Below are 13,706 nucleotides of genomic sequence, written 5' to 3' on the forward strand. Positions count from 1 at the left end.
GCAAGGAGAGACGTGACGTCCTCGCACCGGCCCGGCTTTCCGTCGGGCGATCTGACCAGCAGTGTCGTCGCCCTCGCGGGCGTTCCGGACGACTCCCCGACCGTGCCGCGACTGCTGGAACGGATCGTGCGGCTGACCGCGACCCTGGTCGACCCGGTCGACTACGTCTCCGTCACCGTGCACGATGCCGGCGGGCACCGCACCGAGGCCGCCAGCGGCCCGGTCGCGCAGGCGGTGGACCTGGCCCAGTACGCGCAGGACGACGGCCCCTGTCTGGCGGCGCTGCGTTCGGGGGAGCTGGTGGCCGTGCCCGACATCGCGCAGGCGCTGGTCTGGCCAGGCTTCCGCGACGTCGCGTGGCAGGCCGGGGTGCGGGCCTCGCTGTCCGTCCCGCTCTTCGCGGGCAGTGGTGCGACACTGGCCGCGCTGAACCTCTACGCCCGCGACGCCGACGCGATGCGGTCGCTGACCCGGCACGTGCGGGCCTGCTACCGCCCGGCCGGCGAGGCGGGGCCGCTGCCAGCGGTGGGCGCGGGCGGCCAGCAACTCGTCGCCGGGCTGACGGGCGCCCTGCGGTCCCGCGACGTCATCCAGCGGGCGATCGGCGTCGTCATGGGTCGGGAGCGTCTGCCCGCCGCCGGGGCGTACCGGCGGTTGGTGCGGGCGAGCGGGCCGGGGACACCGCTGACGGTGACGGCGACGCAGATCCTCGGGCAGCTCCCACGCTGAGGAAGCTGGGCCGGCGTGGCCCGGCCGTAGCGTTCCCGCTCCTCGCGGCCGGCATGTTCGCGCCGGGGCGGGGTGCGGGCCCGCGGCCCTTTGCGGCGTCTGCCATGCTCGGGCCGGTGACGACCGGCCACCCCACCAGCCCCCGCCCCCACCGCCGCGGGCGCAGCCGCCGCACCCGGGCGGTGCTCGTCGCCGTGGCCGTCGCGGTTGTCCTCGCAGTCGCCGTGGCCGTCGCGGTGCTGGTCGTGCCGCTGGTGCGGCCGGCGGGTCCGCGTCCGCTCTTCCAACTGCCCGTCGCGTGCGGCGAGACGTGGCAGCTCGGCACCTATCCCGGTCACGACGACTACGACGTCGACCTGTTCCCCACCGAGGGGCGGGCGTGGGGACGTCCCGTGCTCGCGTCCTACGCCGGCGAGGTGACCGTGGCGGGGATCAACGGGTCGCTGGGTGGTCGTACCCCCGAGGACCCGGACGGGCCGCGTGGCCGCGGCGGCGGCTACTGGGTGAAGATCGACCATGGCGGCCGGTGGGAGACGCAGTACCTGCACCTGCTGGAGCCGCCGCTGGTGCGGGTCGGCCAGCGGGTCGCCCAGGGCGAGCAGATCGGGCGGGTCGGCAGCACCGGCAACTCCGGGGCGCCGCACCTGCACTACGAGCAGCGCCGAGGCTGGGAGAAGGTCGAGTCCTACTTCGACGGCGCGCCGTCGGGCATCACCCACGACGACACCGAGTACACGGTCAGGCGGGAGAGCAACAACTGCCCGCCCGGCTGACCCGTCACGGGGGCACGGGTGGCCGCCGGCGGCGATACGGTGTACGGCATGGGCGAGCCGGAGACCATCGGGACGCCGCGGGCCGTCACCGTCGGCGGGGTGGTGATCGCCTACCGCGTCGCGGGCGCCGAGACCGACCCGCCCATGGTGCTGCTGCACGGCCTCGGCGACGACGAACGCGACTGGCACCGGGTGCTGCCCGCTCTCGCCGACCGGCACCGGGCATACGCGCTGGACCTGCGCGGCCACGGTCGCAGCGACCGGCCGGGGCGGTACTCGTTCGAGCTGATGCGCGACGACGTCCTCGGGTTTCTCGACGCGCTCGGCATCGCCCGGTGCGTGCTGGTGGGCCACTCCATGGGCGGCACCGTGGCGATCCTGCTCGCCGAGGCCGCCCCGCACCGGCTCACGCACCTGGTCCTGGAGGACGTGGCGGCGCCCCGGCCGGGCGACTTCGACCGGCCGCCCCTGACACCGCCGGGGACGCCCACGCCGTTCGACTTCGCCGCCGTCAACGCCATCCGCGCCCAGCTCAACGACCCCGATCCGGCCTGGTGGGACCGCACCGCCGCGGTCGACGTCCCGACCCTGGTGATCGGCGGCGGCCCGGGCAGCACCATCCCGCAGCGGCTGCTCGCCGAGATGGTCGACCGGATGCCCGACGCCGCCCTCGTCACTGTCGAGGCCGGCCACCACGTGCACGCCAGCCGCCCGGCGGAGTTCCTCGCCGCGGTCGACGGCTTCCTCACGGCCCGCGCCGGACGCTGAGCCTTCCGGGCGGGGGCCGTCACGCACCACGCCGACGAGGTGCGGAACCACCACGGCGACATCGAGCTGCCGGGCTACCTGCGGGTGTGCGCCGGCTGACGGCCGGGCCGGACGGTGCGGGGTACGCGCACCGTCCGGCCCGGTTGCCTCCGACAGCTACGAGGCGGGATACCGCGTGACGTAGACGGGCGTGCCGACCCTGGTCGTGTCGGCCGCCGCGCCCACGCCGTTGACCACGTGGTCGATGGTGCCGGCGCTCAGGTTCACCGTCATGACGTGGTGCAGCCGGACGCCCGGGGTGACGGGGACCTCGAAGCCGTTCTCGGTGCGGATCGACGGGTTGTTCTGGTTGAACACGTACACCCCGCCGCCGTGCAGGGTGTGGTGCCGCACCCGGTCGCCGACCTTGTACCCGGCCCAGCCGTTGACCTTGCCGTTCATCCAGTCGGCCTGCGTCGGCGGGTCGTAGGGCAGCTCGTTCTGGTAGAGGATCGTCGTGCCGTGCTCGCCGTTCCAGACCGTGTTGTACCGCTGGAAGTGCTCGACGAAGAGGCCGGTGGCGATCACGTGGTCGCCGTTGATGACGGCGCCGTAGCGGCCGGTGTTGGTCCGCCAGCGGTCGGTGTCGCCGTTGACCCCCTCGGTGAAGCCCTCGACGCCGTGGTCACCGCGCCACACCCAGGTGTGGTCGATGAGGACGTGGTCGGCGTTGACCTCCAGCGCGGTGTTCGTCCTGCCGACGTGCGGCCCGCCGACGCGGAAGTACACGTCGGAGAGCGTGATCGGGTTGCGCGCGGTGCTGGCGTTGCGGCCGTGCTCGCGGCCCACCCGCAGCAGCACCGGCGACTCGGTCCGGCCGGCGTCGATGGTGACCCCGGCGACGACCACTCCCGGCACGCCGGCGACCTCCAGCGGAACGGCACCGTGCACGGCGGTCAGCGTGGCGTGGCCGATGCCGAGGACCACGGTGTCGGGCCGCTTGATCTCGATGCTGCGGGCGATGTCGTACACGCCGGGGGTGAGCAGCAGGTGCTTGCCGCGGGCGAGCTGGCGGTTGATGACGTGCACCGGATCGGAGGGCTTGGCGACGAAGAAGTCCCGGATCCCGATGGTGCGGCCCGGCGTCATGCCCTCGTCCCAGGAGACGCCCCGGGTGTCGCGGCGGGCGGCGGGCACCCGGACCTGGTAGCGGCCCCGGTCGTCGACGTAGAGGTAGGGCTTTTCCCGGCTCAGGGGCGTGGTTTCCAGCGTGGTGTACGGCGGGTCGGGGAAGCCGGCGTCGTCGGGGGCGCCCACGGTGCCGGCGAATACCTGGTTCCAGACGGCGTTGGACCAGCTCTCGACCTCGCTGTTGCGGGTCAGCCACTGCTGCTGGGAGCCGTTGGTGGTGGCGGGCAGCCGCGAGTCGGCGATGAAGCCGCCGCTGGCGAACTGTGGGCCGGCCGTGCAGTAGTCCATCAGCGACAGTCCGCCGCCGCTGATGTCGAGGCGACGCATCGACACCGCCTGGGAGACCGCCCAGAAGTTCGCCGTGGACCGGCAGCCGTCCTGGCCGGCGGCGTTGACCGACAGCGACAGGTTGGACAGGGTGCGCCAGAAGTTGACCAGGGCGATGCAGTTGCTCGTCCCGCCGCCCTCGAGGCAGCGGTTGTAGGCCTCGATCTTGCCGGTGACGGCGACGTCGGTGGGGGAGGCGCCGAGGCCGGAGACCTCGGTGTAGTAGCCGACCTTCACCTGTAGCGGCTGCGCGGCCGTGCCGTAGCTGCCGGGCTTGAAGAGGTACGCGTGCCGCGCGGTGCCCATCTCGGCGTCGACCTGCCGGGCGTGCGCCGCGTCGAGGGTGGCCTGGATCTCGGCGACCGGAGTGCGCGGGTCGAAGATCGTCACGTTGGGCCCGAAGTCCGGTGTGCCGTGCCGCAGCGGGCCGGCGGTGGCGGCCGTGCCGCTCGTGCTGGCGACCGCCGTCAGCGCCAGGCCGAGCGCGAGCGCCCGGCGCAGCCGCCGTCGCCCGTCGGGGGACTGCGTTCTCATACGGGTTGTCCTCTCCGCCGGCCGGAACAGGGTGCCGGGCGCGGCGACGCGGTGGGGAGGCGCTCGGGCGCGGGGCTCCCGTGCCGGAGCGCGGTCGTCGTCGAGCTGCCTCGTGCGGGGTGGCGGCGAGGGAGGCGCTGAGAGCGCTCTCTCGCCGTCGCGACTTACCTGAGCCGGGAACAGAAGGGTTGGCATGTTTCTACCCTGTGAACCGCCCCGGCGCCACCGTTGCGGCCCGCCCGATCCGCGCCCTGTCGTTCGGGCGCGCCCGGTGCCCGAAGGCCCGGGGCGGGACCTGGAACGGGTCGCCCGGCCCAGGACACCACGCTCCCGGCGGTCGCGGGGCGGTGCGGCGCGCAGGTGGCGTCCCCGGTCAGCGTCGCGGGGCGGCGCCCGGCGGTGTCCCGTGGCACGATGCCGCCGTGCGTACTGGTCGACTTCTCCTGGCCGCCGCGGCCGTGTGCGCGGCGGCGCACGTGGCCGGGATCCTGGTGGCTGATCCGTTGTGGCGCTACGCCGAGGTGCTGAGCATCGCCCTGCTGCTGGCCTGCGCCGTGCGGCGGGGAGCGCCGGGCCCGCGCTGGGTGGTGCCGGCTGCCCTCGTGGTGCTGCTCGCGGACGCGGTCCGCACGGTGCCGGCCGAGCCGGGCACCGGGGGCTACGGCTGGCGGGCCGTCACCCGGATCGGCGAGGTCGCGATGTCGTCCGGCTTCTCGGTTGCCCTGTCCCTGACCTGGGCTTCGTTGACCGCCGTCGCGCTGCTGCTGGCGGTGCGGCGCCGCGGCGGCTGGCGGCGGCGCCCGATGGCCGTCGCGGCGGTGGCGGCGGTGGCGATGACGGCGTACGCGGTGGTGCGGCTGTTCGAAGTCTGGTCCGGCGTGCGCGCCGCACAGCCGTGGATCCTCGACGACGTCGACGAGGTGATGGCCGGGGTGAGCCTCGCGGTGCTGCCGGCGCTGACGCTCGGGTTGGCGGCGCTGGCACTCGCCGCGTCGCTGGCCGGGCATGGCCGGTGGCTCGCCTCGGCCGGGGCGGCACTGCTGGCCGTGGTGGCACTGCCGCACCTGGACGCCGGAATCGTCGCGATATCGCTGCCGATGAGCGTCGCCGACGGGACCGCCCTGTTCGCCTGGCACGCGATCAGCCCCACGCTGGCGGTGCCGCAACCCGTCCCGGCGCTCACGGCGGCGGTGGAGCTGACGGCGTACCTGCTGCTCGTCGCGGGTCTGACCGGGCGCGGGCGGCGGGTCGGCGAGCCGGCCGGCCGGCCACTCCGGCGCCGGCCGGCCAGCGCGTCGGAGCGGATGAGCGCCGGGGCGGACGAACCCGCCGGCGGCCGGTGACGGATGGCCAGGCGTCGATAGTTTCGGTTTCGTCGCCGCTGCGGAAACGCCTGCGAGCAGGGCGGATGCTCGTCGGGTGACGCGGGGCGGGGGCCGCTCTCCGGAAGAAGGCGATAATCGGGCGTTGAGGTTCCGGACACCTTCCGATACGGTCCGATGGAAGAGCTTCGATCAACCCCGCGGTGTCGAGGGATGCGGGCGGTGAGGCGGTCTCCGGGCGACCACTCACTGGCCCCGGGCCGTGGCGGGCGGTTGTCGAGGCGGTCTCGCTCGTCCTTCGACCCATCCGAAAGGCTCTGTCATGGACAACACGCTCGCCCGCGCCAACGGGCGCCCGGTGACCCGCTGGCGACCGCGCGTCGCGCTGGCGTCGGTGGTGGTCGGTCTCTCCGTCGCCGCCACGACCCTGGCGGTGGCCTCCGGCGCCGCTGCCGGCACCACCCTTGGGGCGTCCGCCGCCGAGAAGGGGCGCTACTTCGGCGCCGCAGTGGCGGCCAACAAGCTGTCGGACGCCACGTACGTCGGGATCCTGAACCGCGAGTTCAACTCGGTGACGCCCGAGAACGAGATGAAGATCGACGCTACCGAGCCGCAGCAGGGCCAGTTCACCTTCGCCAACGCCGACCGGATCGTCAACCACGCCCGGGCCAACGGCATGCAGGTGCGCGGGCACACCCTGGCCTGGCACTCACAGCAGCCCGGCTGGATGCAGAACATGAGCGGCAGCGCCCTGCGCCAGGCGATGCTCAACCACGTCACCCAGGTCGCCACCTACTACCGAGGCAAGATCCACTCCTGGGACGTGGTGAACGAGGCGTTCGCCGACGGCGGCAGCGGCGCCCGGCGCGACTCCAACCTCCAGCGCACCGGCAACGACTGGATCGAGGCGGCGTTCCGGGCGGCGCGGGCCGCCGACCCGGGCGCGAAGCTCTGCTACAACGACTACAACACCGACGACTGGAGCCACGCCAAGACCCAGGCCGTCTACGCCATGGTCCGCGACTTCAAGCAACGCGGCGTGCCGATCGACTGCGTCGGCCTCCAGTCCCACTTCAACGCCGCCTCGCCGGTGCCCGGCAACTACCAGACCACCCTGCAGGGCTTCGCCGACCTCGGCGTGGACGTGCAGATCACCGAGCTGGACATTGAGGGCTCGGGCCAGCCGCAGGCCGACAACTACGGCCGGGTCGTGCGCGCCTGCCTCGCGGTGGCCCGCTGCACGGGAATCACCGTGTGGGGCATCCGGGACACCGACTCATGGCGGGCCAGCGGCACCCCGCTGCTCTTCGACGGCAACGGCAACAAGAAGCCGGCGTACAGCGCCACCCTCGACGCCCTCAACAGCGGCGGCACGACCCCGCCGCCCACCACCGCGCCCCCGTCGACGCCGCCCCCGACGACTCCGCCGCCCTCCGGCGGCTGCGCCGCCACGGTGTCGTTGAACTCCTGGAACGGCGGCTTCGTCGCGACGGTACGCGTCACCGCCGGGTCCACGGCGATCGACGGCTGGGCCGTCGCCGTGACCCTGCCGGGCGGCGCGACCGTCACCAACACGTGGAACGCGCGCGGCAGCGGCATCAGCGGCGCGGTCACGTTCCGCAACGTCGAGTACAACGGCCGGCTCTCCGCCGGGACCACCACCGAGTTCGGCTTCCAGGGCACCGGTGTCGGCCCGACCGGCACCCCCACCTGCACCCCGAGCTGACCCGACCGCGGCCCGGCGCGGGGTTTCTCCCGCGCCGGGCCGGCTGTGATGCGCCCTTCGGCGTCTGACCGCAGCGGCAGGCGTTGCGCCGCCCGGTCGCCTACTTGGGTACGGGCGAGGTGAAGCCGACGACGGACGCCGCCCTGTTCGACGTGTTGAAGACGTGCTTCACCTGGTCGGAGCGGTTTCCCTCGACCGAGTTGAAGGTGCCGTCGGTGTTGTTCTCCTGGTACGACGTGACAATGCCGACGTGGTCGATGACGCCGTTACCCTCCCAGTCGTACACGACCGCGTCGCCCTTGCGGGGGATGTAGCTGCCCTTCGGGTGCCAGGTGCCGTTGTTCACGCCGTAGCTCCTGAAGCTCGAGGCGAGCGCGTTGAGGCCCGTGTACTTGGCGGTGCCCCAGTAGAAAGCGAACTTCGCGAAGTCGGCACACCACGCGCGGGCTCGCCAGTTGACCGTCACCCAGGACTTCGTGCCGTCCCGGTACTCGTAGCCCTTGCTTGAGGTCCCGCAGGTGGAGGCCGGGTTGTTGTCGTACCGGTCGTTGTTGGGGTCGGCCCAGAACCCGGTGTAGAAGTTACAGTTGCCACCCTTCTCGGACACTCGCTTCTGCACGTCGGCGTTGTCCGAGTAGAGCTGGGTGTAGGCGATGTTGCCGACGTCGATGCCCAGGGTGGTGTCGGCGGCGTGGGCGGCGGTCGCCGGGATGACCACGCCGGCGCCGGTCACGGCCAACGCTGCCGCCACGGTGGCGAGCCTCTGTACGGTTTTCATCGAACCTCCTCATGGGATGGACCCGCAGCCGGTGCTGCGGGTGCGCGACCGGTTCGCCGCGCTCAGCGGTGCCACGGCGGAAGATCGTCGCCGTCATCCGTGCGGCTACCGGGTTTCGGCGGGTAACTCCACAACGGATGCGGTGCATTTCTAACAAGCGATGCCAGCGCCGCGGAAGTGATTCGGAACAGACCCGGACAGCTTCGAACGGGCTTGCGCCGAGAACGTCGGCGAGCGCAGATCCGAGACGGTGCGGGGAAATTCCGGACAATTGTCGGCGCAATCGCGTCCCGGCCCCGCCGGATGGTGATCGGAGCTTTCTGGAATCGGACGGCCGTTCGTTGTCCGAGTCTGTCCCGAACAGCTCGGAACGCCGGGACAACGCCATTCCCGCCGTGGACGTGCTTCGATCCGTTGCGGGTTTCCGTCACCGCGGAGACAGCGGCGTCGCTCAGCCATCACGGGTCGGACGGCGCGACCACCGCCCCCCGCCTCCCCTAAGGACTCCGATGAGTAGGAAAACCACCACCGCACCGTTACGGCGGTCACGCGCGACCGTCGGCGCCCTGGTCACGGCCGGGGCGCTCCTGATCACACCCTGGACGCCCGCCGAAGCAGCCGGCGCCGCGCCCGGCAGTACGGGGGCGCCGGTGTTCGCCGCCGCGCCGTCCGCCCGCCACGCCGGGGCGGCCCGGGCGGCAGCGACCGACGCGCGCCGTACGGGCCGGCCGGTGATCGTGACGACCGCGACGACCGCGACCTCCATCACCAGGGCGACCCCGGACGGCAAGCTGGTCACCGAGATCACCACCGGACCCGTCCGCGCACGGGGGGCGGACGGGTCGTGGGTAGCGCTCCGTCGCCCGGCGAGGACGGCGGCGGACCCCACCGCGACGGCTCCGGCCGCCGTCGAGCCGGCAGCGGCGCTCCCGCTTCTCGGTGACACCGACGTGAACAGCGGCTTCGACGGGAACAACGCCGACGGCGAGTACCTCAAGGCCGGCACCGAAGCCGACGGGGAGAAGGCCCGGGTCTACCTGGCGTTCGACACGCGCGGACTCCAGGTCCCGACGAGCGCGGAACTCACCCTCACGAACGTGGACGCTCCCGGGTGCGGCGCCGCGGTCGGCGCGGGCATCCAGGTCCGCCGGGTCACCGACTTCTGGGAGCCCACCGCATTGACCTGGACACCGCAGCCGACCAGCAGCGGCACCGACGCGGTGCTGAGCCGGGAGGGATCGCAGTCGGGCGGCTGCGGCAGTGGACGGATGTCCTGGGACGTCACCGGGATCGTGGGCCAGTGGGCCGCCGGTACCGCGAAGAACCACGGCCTGGTCCTCCAATCGCCAAGCGAGACCTCGACCGCCAACTACCGGGTGTTCACCTCCGGCGAGAACACCGACGAGTTGGGGCCCCCACCGACGCTGACGGTCACCTCGGAGATCCCGACCACGCCCGGCGAGGGGGAGGACCCGGCCGATCCCGGCCCCGCACCGGCCGACCTGTGGCCGGGCCTCGCGGAGCCCGAGACCGGGTCGTGGGTCACCCGCGGCTCGGATGTCGTCGAGGACGGGCTGCTCACCCTGCGCAGCCACAGCGCGGGACAGCGGATCGACCTGACCAACCCCAACGAGAGCGTGCTCGGCCCCAACTGGCGCCTCGAACCCCTCGGCGGCATGCTCGGCAACCGGCTCAGGGACCACAGCGCGAACGGCTACGTCCAGGTCAAGCTCTCGATCGGTACCCAGTCGCTGCGTTTCGAGGCCGACCCGGCGCGACCCGGCACCTTCGTCGCCGAGGACGGCGCCACTGTGGTCCGCAACGCGGACGGCAGCTTCACCCAGAGCGGCGGTCCCGACGGCCTCACCTACCTCTGGCGTGCCGTCGGCGCGGACCTGCTCATCACCAGCATCGGCGAGACCGCGACCGGCACCGTGCTGATCGGGTACGACGCGCAGGGCCGGATCGGGCGGATCACCGCACCCGTCTCCGAGCAGGAGGACTGCACGGTGCCGAACGCGTCCGGCTGCGCCTCGGCGACCTTCGGCTACGCGACGAGCACCACCGCCACCGCCACCCAACTGGGCGACGTGGCCGGGCAGCTCAGGCAGATCGACCGCATCGCCGGCGGCGGCACCGTCCCGGTCACCGTGGTCCGTTACGCGTACGATCAGCTCGGGCGGCTCCGGGAGGTCCGCGACGTCCGGCAGGTCGACGGCGACCCGGTACTGGTCTCCGCGTATGGCTACGACATCTCGGGCAACATCACCCAGCTGAACACCCCCCAGGAGGGGGCGTGGACGCTCACGTACGCCGCGCCGGGCAGGCTCTCCGGTGCGACGAGGGGCCCGGCCGCTCTGGCGCTGCCCGTGGGGTGCAGGTATGCCTCGCAGTACCTTCTCGGCCGGGACGGCTGCTGGGCCGGCCCGGTGCCGATGGAGTACGGGGGGCGGAAGATTCAGCCGTCGTGGAAGCGAACGCCGACCCGCAAGGCGGTCGTCGGGGTCACCGACGATCACTGCACGTGGTCTCCCGACCGGCCGTCCGGCTTCGACTTCCGCAGCGCCTGCGACGCGCACGACTACGGATACGGCATCATCTATCTCAAGACGCCGCAGTGGGACAAGTCCAAGAAGGCGTCCGTGGACGCGCTCTTCTACAGCCTGCTGCGCGATCACACCTGCCCCCGCTACAGCACCCGGGTGCGCGCCGACTGCCGATCGACCGCCTACACCTACTACACGGCCGTGCGACTGACCGGCGGCCGGAGCATGAAGTACCGCAGCGAATACTGACCGCCCTTCGGTTCCCGTCCGGGCGGGAACCACCCGGCCCGCTGCGGGCAGAGAACAGTCACCCGCCGGCACTACGATAGGCATCTGCCAATGCCTGTGCCGGAGGGTGGACATGACGCAGCTAAGTCTCGACCCGCCGCGCCCCGAGCAGCCGGTGACGCCGGCCGAGTTCGTCGCCGCGCTGCGCGCACTGAGAACCTGGTCCGGCCTGACCTTCCGGCAGGTGTCGGCCAAGGCGAGCGCGGCGGGCGATCACCTCGCGGTGAGCACCCTCGCCTCCGTGCTGAGCCGCTCGACGCTGCCCAGGCGCGAGGTGGTGCAGGGATTCGTCCGTGGTTGCGGGCTGGATGACCGGGCAGTGGCCGAGTGGGTGGCCGCGCGGGACGCGCTGGTGGCCCGGTTCGGGCAACCGGGCAGCCAGGGTCCGACCCCCGGGGAACAACAAACCCCGACCTCGACTACCCGGCCCGCCCGCCCGGCGCCCAACATGCTGCCGCCCGACATCGCGGACTTCACCGGTCGCGCGGCGCAGGTGGATCTGCTGCGGGACCTGCTGACCCCGCTTCCGTCCGGTGACGACGGTCCCGGTGTCCCGGCGGTCGTGGCCATCTCCGGTATGGGCGGCGTCGGAAAGACGACGCTCGCCCTGCACGTGGCGCACCTACTGGCCGAGGCATACCCGGACGGCCAGCTCTGGGTGGACCTGCGCGACGCGGAAGGTTCCGCACTGGGCGCGGGTGACGTGCTCGCCCGGTTCCTGCGCGCCCTCGGGGTCGACCCTCGCGCCATCCCCGACGGTCAGAGCGAACGCGCCGAGGTCTACCGCACCCTGCTGGCCCCCCGCCGGGTGCTGGTGGTGCTCGACAACGCCAGCTCCGAGGGGCAGATCCGCCCCCTGCTGCCCGGTGCCCCGACGTGCGCCATGGTGGTGACCAGCCGGCTGCGGCTGACCGGCATCGAGGGCGCCCGGCACCTCGAACTGGAGCTGTTCACGCCGGCGGAGGCGATTCGGCTGCTTGCCCGGATCGCCGACGGCGAGCGCGTGATGCGGCACCTCGACCAGGCCAACGAGATCGTCGAGTACTGCGGCGGCCTGCCGCTGGCCGTACGGATAGCGGGGGCGCGGCTGGCGGCCCGGCCGGCCTGGCGGTTGGCGCACCTGGCGTCGTTGCTCGGCGACGAACAGCGGCGGCTGGACCGGCTGACCACGGGCGATCTGGCGGTACGGGCGTCGCTGGCGCTGAGCTACCGCGAACTCGACGAGGAGCCCCGCCGGCTCTTTCGCCTGCTCGCCCACTTCGACCTGCCCGACTTTCCCACCTGGTTGGCCGCGACGGCGTTGGACTGCCCGTTCGAGCAGGGCGCCGAGCACGTCGAGACGCTGGTCGACGCTCAGCTTCTCGCCGTCGCTGGCACCGACGCGGCGGGCCAGGTTCGTTACCGCTTCCACGATCTGGTCCGGCTGTTCGCGGTGGAGTCGGCCGCCGGGGACGAGTCGGAGGAGAACATCGCACGGGCGATCGCCCGTGGGCTCGGCGCGTGGGCCGCGCTCGCGGAGCGGATGGTCCCGGCGATCCCGGGCCCGTGTTTCGCCCTCATCTCCAGCCCCGCGCCGCGCCCGTCGATCGACTGGGCGCAGGAGCAGGTGCGGGGCGTCGAGCCCCTGGACTGGTTCGACGCCGAACGCGCCGCGCTGGTCGCCGCCGCCCGTCAGGCCTGCCGGCTCGGCCTCGACGACCTTGCCTTCGACCTGGCGGGACGGCTGGAGAAGTACTTCGACCTACGTGGCATGTACGCCGACTGGACCAGCCTCAGCTCCGAGGTGATGGCCCTGTGCCGGCAGGCGGGCAACCTGCTCGGCGAGGCCGCCATGCTCCGCGGCCTGATCGACGTGAACACCTGGACAGCCGACCCACGGGACGGCGTGGCGATGGCACGGCTGCACGCCGACTCGCACCGACTGCTGGAGATGTTCGGCGCCCTGGGCCACGACGCGGGCAGCTCTGACGCGGCCGTGATGTGCTCGTGGGCGTTGACGGGAGCGGGTTCGTATCCAGAGGCCGTCACGATGGCGGACCGGGCCCTGCAACTCGCCTCGCGGTCGGGTCATCTCGGCGGTGAGGCGCGGGCCCACCTGGCGTTGGCGGTGGCCACGTTCGAACAGGAACAGTTCGACACGGCGGCCACCCACACGGCCGCCGCACTCGACCGGGCCCGGAGGCTGGGCAATCCGCGCTGGGAGGCGACCGCGCTGCAGTTCTCCGGCATCGCCCACCGCGAGTTGGGCAACTTCGACGAGAGCCTGCGACTGCTCACCGAGGCCCTGGCGATCTCCCACGCCTATCGGGACGACTACACGGCGGCGCTGACCCTGCTGGCCATGGCTCAGCTGCACTTCAAACGGGGTGCCCCGGGCGCGCGGGAGGCCGCCGAGTCGTCGCTGGCGCTCAGCCGCGAATACCACCTGACCCACCACGGCGCCGAGGCGCTGCGACTCCTCGGCGAGATCGAACTGGCCGCGGGGCATCCGTCCCGGGCCGTGCCCTATCTGGAGGAGTCCGTCTCGTTGTGGCGCACCCGGGGCTGGCACTCCTCCCAGGCCGCGACGTTGACCATCCTGGGCCGGGCCCGGCTGGGCTCCGACCCGCGGGCGGCCCGGGAGGCCTTCCAGGAGGCGCACGCCCTGTTCGCCCGCCTGGGGAGCACCGACAGGACCAGCGAGCTGGAGCTGCTGATCCGCCAGGCGGGCGGGACCGACGGAGGGTGGGCACCACGGCGATGATG

Annotated in this window: 9 protein-coding genes; 7 read left to right on the top strand and 2 right to left on the bottom strand. The window is 72.7% G+C overall.

The features are described 5' to 3' along the window. Positions 1–12 precede the first annotated feature (12 nt). The 3 genes from ACQ452_RS13350 to ACQ452_RS13360 all read left to right on the top strand — a co-directional run bounded on the left by ACQ452_RS13350 (position 13) and on the right by ACQ452_RS13360 (position 2,270). On the top strand, positions 13–729 hold the full coding sequence (locus ACQ452_RS13350) for a GAF and ANTAR domain-containing protein (protein ID WP_433393597.1): 717 nt from the start codon (positions 13–15) through the stop codon (positions 727–729). 104 nt (positions 730–833) lie between these two features. Continuing rightward, complete coding sequence (locus ACQ452_RS13355; protein ID WP_433393599.1) at positions 834–1,502, top strand: M23 family metallopeptidase; 669 nt, start codon at positions 834–836, stop codon at positions 1,500–1,502. A gap of 48 nt (positions 1,503–1,550) precedes the next feature. Next, positions 1,551–2,270: an alpha/beta fold hydrolase gene (locus ACQ452_RS13360; protein ID WP_433393600.1), complete on the top strand. Its 720-nt coding sequence runs from the start codon at positions 1,551–1,553 to the stop codon at positions 2,268–2,270. A gap of 156 nt (positions 2,271–2,426) precedes the next feature. Here ACQ452_RS13360 and ACQ452_RS13365 read toward each other — a convergent pair whose 3' ends face one another. After that, positions 2,427–4,301 carry an adenylyl cyclase gene (locus ACQ452_RS13365; protein WP_433393602.1) on the bottom strand — a complete coding sequence of 625 codons (1,875 nt, stop codon included), beginning with the start codon at positions 4,299–4,301 and terminating at the stop codon, positions 2,427–2,429. 422 nt (positions 4,302–4,723) lie between these two features. On the opposite strand from ACQ452_RS13365, the gene ACQ452_RS13370 reads away from it, so the two are divergent. Then, on the top strand, positions 4,724–5,644 hold the full coding sequence (locus tag ACQ452_RS13370; RefSeq protein WP_433393604.1) for a hypothetical protein: 921 nt from the start codon (positions 4,724–4,726) through the stop codon (positions 5,642–5,644). A 301-nt stretch (positions 5,645–5,945) separates the two neighbouring features. Beyond that, the gene (locus ACQ452_RS13375) at positions 5,946–7,349 is read left to right on the top strand and encodes an endo-1,4-beta-xylanase (protein ID WP_433393606.1); all 1,404 of its coding nucleotides are present in this window, start codon (positions 5,946–5,948) and stop codon (positions 7,347–7,349) included. Between the two features lie 100 nt (positions 7,350–7,449). On the opposite strand, the gene ACQ452_RS13380 is transcribed toward ACQ452_RS13375, so the two are convergent. Next, on the bottom strand, positions 7,450–8,127 hold the full coding sequence (locus ACQ452_RS13380) for a CHAP domain-containing protein (RefSeq protein ID WP_433393608.1): 678 nt from the start codon (positions 8,125–8,127) through the stop codon (positions 7,450–7,452). A 509-nt stretch (positions 8,128–8,636) separates the two neighbouring features. Between ACQ452_RS13380 and ACQ452_RS13385 the strand changes: the two genes are divergently transcribed. Both ACQ452_RS13385 and ACQ452_RS13390 read left to right on the top strand, forming a co-directional pair. Continuing rightward, positions 8,637–10,922 carry a phospholipase A2 gene (locus tag ACQ452_RS13385; protein ID WP_433393610.1) on the top strand — a complete coding sequence of 762 codons (2,286 nt, stop codon included), beginning with the start codon at positions 8,637–8,639 and terminating at the stop codon, positions 10,920–10,922. Positions 10,923–11,034: 112 nt separating this feature from the next. Next, positions 11,035–13,704 carry an ATP-binding protein gene (locus tag ACQ452_RS13390; RefSeq protein ID WP_433393612.1) on the top strand — a complete coding sequence of 890 codons (2,670 nt, stop codon included), beginning with the start codon at positions 11,035–11,037 and terminating at the stop codon, positions 13,702–13,704. Positions 13,705–13,706: the final 2 nt, after the last annotated feature.

Source organism: Micromonospora sp. KLBMP9576 (genome assembly GCF_050941805.1).
Taxonomy (GTDB): Bacteria; Actinomycetota; Actinomycetes; order Mycobacteriales; family Micromonosporaceae; genus Micromonospora.

Bases quoted from the DNA above. Each gene is read 5' to 3' on its own strand.
- ACQ452_RS13355 (WP_433393599.1), top strand. From the start codon at position 834: ATGCTCGGGCCGGTGACGACCGGCCACCCCACCAGCCCCCGCCCCCAC.
- ACQ452_RS13360 (WP_433393600.1), top strand. From the start codon at position 1,551: ATGGGCGAGCCGGAGACCATCGGGACGCCGCGGGCCGTCACCGTCGGC.
- ACQ452_RS13365 (WP_433393602.1), bottom strand. From the start codon at position 4,301: ATGAGAACGCAGTCCCCCGACGGGCGACGGCGGCTGCGCCGGGCGCTC.
- ACQ452_RS13375 (WP_433393606.1), top strand. From the start codon at position 5,946: ATGGACAACACGCTCGCCCGCGCCAACGGGCGCCCGGTGACCCGCTGG.
- ACQ452_RS13380 (WP_433393608.1), bottom strand. From the start codon at position 8,127: ATGAAAACCGTACAGAGGCTCGCCACCGTGGCGGCAGCGTTGGCCGTG.
- ACQ452_RS13385 (WP_433393610.1), top strand. From the start codon at position 8,637: ATGAGTAGGAAAACCACCACCGCACCGTTACGGCGGTCACGCGCGACC.
- ACQ452_RS13390 (WP_433393612.1), top strand. From the start codon at position 11,035: ATGACGCAGCTAAGTCTCGACCCGCCGCGCCCCGAGCAGCCGGTGACG.